This is a genomic window from Nostocoides jenkinsii Ben 74, assembly GCF_001046875.1.
GTDB lineage: Bacteria > Actinomycetota > Actinomycetes > Actinomycetales > Dermatophilaceae > Nostocoides_A > Nostocoides_A jenkinsii.
This window is the reverse complement of record NZ_HF571038.1, coordinates 3779670-3783822: the sequence shown is the minus strand read 5'-3', so window position 1 is coordinate 3783822 and position 4153 is coordinate 3779670. Positions and strand designations below refer to the sequence as shown.

General features: G+C 68.7%; 3 protein-coding genes. All 3 read left to right on the top strand.

The genetic code is table 11. From position 1 onward, the window contains the following. Positions 1 to 356 (top strand): class I SAM-dependent methyltransferase (locus tag BN13_RS18045; protein WP_048548598.1); only part of this gene is annotated, 356 nt, incomplete at its 5' end. A 73-nt stretch (positions 357 to 429) separates the two neighbouring features. Further along, positions 430 to 1527, top strand: coding sequence for a phenylalanine--tRNA ligase subunit alpha (gene pheS / locus BN13_RS18040; RefSeq protein ID WP_048548743.1), 1098 nt, complete (start codon positions 430 to 432; stop codon positions 1525 to 1527). Then, entirely contained in the window at positions 1527 to 4064 is a 2538-nt protein-coding gene (gene pheT / locus BN13_RS18035; protein WP_048548596.1) for a phenylalanine--tRNA ligase subunit beta, read from the top strand. Before pheS ends, pheT begins: the two co-directional genes overlap by 1 nt. Positions 4065 to 4153 lie beyond the last annotated feature (89 nt).

The following is a 4153-nucleotide window of genomic DNA, read 5'->3' as shown; positions in this document are numbered from 1 at the left end:
CCCGCCTCGAGCGGGGCGGCTTCATCAACCGCTATGTCTTCCCCGACGGAGAGTTAGCTCCGGTTGGCGTGATCATCAACGCGATGGCCGACCAGGGGTTCGAGGTCCGACACGCGGAAGATTTTCGCGAGCACTACGCGCGCACGTGCCGCGCGTGGGCCAAGAACCTCTCGGCCAACTGGGACGCGGCGGTCGCGGAGTCTGACGCGGCGACCGCTCGCGTATGGGGGCTCTACCTGGCCGGGTCGTCAATCGGCTTCGAGCGCAATGAGATTCAGTTGCACCAGGTGCTCGGCCAGAAGGTCGCCGCCGGTGGTCAGGCGCTCTATCCGCTGCGCCCAGACTTCGGCTCCTAACGAAACGGCTTCGCGCGATCCGGCGGCGGCCTCGTAGACTCGGGCCGCCCATGCGACGAGCGAAGTGAAGGCCATGTCCGGACCCAATACCAACTACGACCCCGTTGAGGTCGCTGCGCTCGACCCGGTCACGGTCGAGGCGGCCCGCGTCGCGGCCCTGGAGGCCGCCGCGTCGGCAACGACCCTCGACGAACTGAAGGCGGCTCGCACGACGCACCAAGGCGACCGCTCGGCCCTGGCCCAGGCGAATCGCGAGATCGGGGCCCTGCCGCCGAGCGCCAAGGCCGCGGCAGGGAAGCTCGTCGGAGGTGCCCGCGGGGCCGTGGCCGCGGCATACGCCCGTCGTCAGCGTGAGCTGGAGGACGAGCGGGACGCGCGCATCCTGGCCGAGGAATCGCTGGATCTCACGATGCCGAGCGGGCGGCCAGGGCTGGGTGCCCGCCACCCCCTCAGCCTGGTCAGCGAGCGCATCGAGGACATCTTCATCGCGATGGGCTGGGAGATCGCCGACGGCCCCGAGGTGGAGAGCGAGTGGCTCACCTTCGACGCGCTTAACCTCGGTCCGGACCACCCGGCGCGGCAGATGCAGGACACCTTCTTCGTCGCTCCGGCGGAGTCCTCGGGTCTGGTGCTGCGCACCCATACGTCCCCGGTGCAGATCCGCAGCATGTTGTCGCGCACGCCGCCGATCGCCATTCTCTGCCCGGGCAAGGTGTTTCGCACGGACGACCTCGATGCCACGCACTCGCCGGTCTTCCACCAGTTCGAGGGCCTCGTCGTCGATCGCGGCATCTCGATGGCGCACTTGAAGGGCAGCCTCGACGCCTTCGTCCAGCGCCTGTTCGGTGGGCATATCGCAACCCGGTTGCGGCCGAGCTACTTCCCGTTCACGGAGCCGAGCGCTGAGATCGATTGCCAGTGCTGGGTTTGTTATGGCCAGGACATCTCATGTCGCGTCTGCGGCGGCTTCGGCTGGATCGAGTTGGGCGGCTGCGGGATGGTCAATCGACGGGTGCTCACCGCCGCCGGTATCGACGCCGAGGTCTACACCGGCTTTGCTTTCGGCCTCGGCATCGAGCGGGCGCTCATGCTGCGGCACAACGTCAACGACATGCGCGATATCACCGAGGGTGATGTGCGCTTCAGCCGGCAGTTCGGGATGGAGATCTGATGCGTGTTCCCGTCGAGTGGTTGCGGGAGCTGGTCGAGATCGCGCCGGGCGTTCGCGGGCGGGACATCGCCGCGGACCTCGTGCGCGTCGGCCTGGAGGAGGAAGGCATCCACGGAGGGCAACTCCGGGGCCCGCTGGTGGTCGGCCGGGTCCTCTCCCAGGTGCCCGAGCCGCAAAAGAATGGCAAGACCATCCACTGGTGTCATGTCGACGTCGGCGCCAACGGTCAACAGCTGACCCACGGCATTCCACAGGAAATCGTTTGCGGCGCAAACAACTTCGACGCCGGTGACTGGGTCGTCTGCATCCTGCCCGGTGGCGTGCTGCCCGGCAATTTCGAGATCTCCGCGCGCAAGACCTATGGCCACATGTCCAACGGGATGATCTGCTCCGAGCGCGAGCTCGGCCTTGGTGACGATCACGACGGCATCATCGTGCTGACCCGCTACTTCGCGGATCGGCCCGACATCCTGGAGTCGCTGGAGCCGGGGATGGACGCCATCGCGCTGCTCGGCCTCGGCCGGGAGGTCGTCGAGGTCAACGTCACCCCCGATCGTGGCTACTGCTTCTCGATGCGCGGAATCGCGCGGGAGTACGCGCTCGCGACCAATGTGGACTTCCGCGACCCCGCCGACATCGAAGTGCCGGTCGCCACGGGGCCAGGGTTCCCGGTGCGCCTTGTCGACGAACGGCCCATCGACGGCCGGGTCGGTTGTGATCGGTATGTCGCGCGGACCGTTCGCGATGTCGACGCCAGTCGGCCGTCGCCGCCGTGGATGCAGCGCTATCTCACCGAGGTCGGGATGCGGCCGATTTCGCTGGCCGTGGACGTCACGAATTACGTGATGATGCTGCTCGGCCAGCCGCTGCACGCCTTCGATCTCGATTTGTTGCCCGGTGACATCGAGGTTCGCCGAGCCGCGCCGGGGGAGAAGCTCACGACCCTTGACGACGTCGAGCGCACCTTGGCCGCCGATGACCTGCTGATCACCGGCGGTGGCGAGATTCTGGCCATCGCGGGGGTGATGGGCGGCGCGTCCTCCGAAGTCGGCCCCGCCACCCGCAATGTGCTCATCGAGGCGGCGCACTTCGACCCGATCACGGTCGCGCGGTCTTCACGCCGGCACCGGTTGGCGACCGAGGCATCCAAGCGGTTCGAGCGCGGCGTCGACCCGCAGATCGCGCCCGTCGCGGCCGAACTGGCCGCGCGGCTGCTGGCTGAGTTCGGCGGCGGGACGATCGACTCGACCGCGACGGATGTTGGCGAGCCGCAGGCCCGGTCGGCGTTCGACTTCGACGTGACCCACCCGACGCGGCTGATCGGACTGGAGTATCCGCGCGAGGAGGTTGTCGGGACGCTGCGACGGCTCGGTTGTGAGGTGACCGAGTCCGCGGGCAGTCCCATCGTCTCGGTGTTGGCGCCCACCTGGCGGCCCGACCTGACCGATGGTCCCGAGTTGGTCGAGGAAGTTGCGCGGGTGCGCGGCTACGACCAGATTCCGTCCGTCGTCCCGCGCGCGGAGGGACGCGGGTTGACGCACGCTCAGCGGGTCCGGCGCGTCGTGGCCACGATGCTCGCCAACCAGGGCTTGGTCGAGGTCGAGTCCTATCCCTTCATCGGCAATGGGCTCTTCGACGTGCTCGGGTATGCCGCGGACGACGCTCGCCGTGACACTGTGACCCTCGCCAATCCCCTGCAGGACGAGGCGCCACTGATGCGGACCTCGTTGCTGGACACGCTGCTGGAGACCTTGCGCCGCAACGTCTCTCGCGGGATGCGGGATGTCGCGGTCTACGAGCTCGGGTTGGTGACGCGCGGCTCGGTGCCCAAGGGTGGCGCGCCGATTCTGCCGGTGTCGAGTCGCCCGGACCCGGAGTCCGAGGCGAGGTTGTATGCCGCGGTCCCGCCCCAGCCTCGTCACGTCGCCTTCGCGGCGGCGGGCCTGGCACAGGGGTCCGGCCCGTGGGGCTCGTCCCGCGGCTTCGACGCCAGTGACGCGGTCACCTGGGCCAGGGAAGTCGGCGAGATCCTCGGCATACAACTGCAGGTCGCTGCGGCGACCATGGCGCCGTGGCACCCCGGTCGCTGCGCCGCGATCTCGCTGCCCGACGGCCGCGTGGTCGGCTGGGCCGGTGAACTGCACCCGAAGGTGCTGGGCGCGTTGAAGCTGCCCGCCCGCACGGTGGCCGGCGAGTTGGACCTCGACCTGCTCACCGAGGCGAGCCTGGCGCCCATCTCGGCCGTGAAGTTGTCGACCTTCCCACTGGCGACGACTGATGTGGCCCTGACGGTGGACGAGACCGTCCCGGTCGGCGAGGTCGAGGCGGCCCTGCGCCGGGGCGCCGGACCCCTGCTGGAGTCGCTCAGCCTGTTCGACCTGTTCCGCGGGGAGCAGGTGGGCGCCGGCAAGAAGTCCCTGGCTTTCCACCTCGCCGTCCGCGCGCCCGACCGGACGCTGACCACCGACGAGGTCAGCGCGATCCGCGACCAGGCCGTCGCCGCCGCCGCCCGCGACTGTGGCGCCACCCAGCGCTGAGGCCACCCCTGACGAACTTCTGCTAGCACAAGTTAGTCAACTGTGGACACCTTGCAAGGTGTCCACAGTTGGCTAACTGCTGCTAGCAG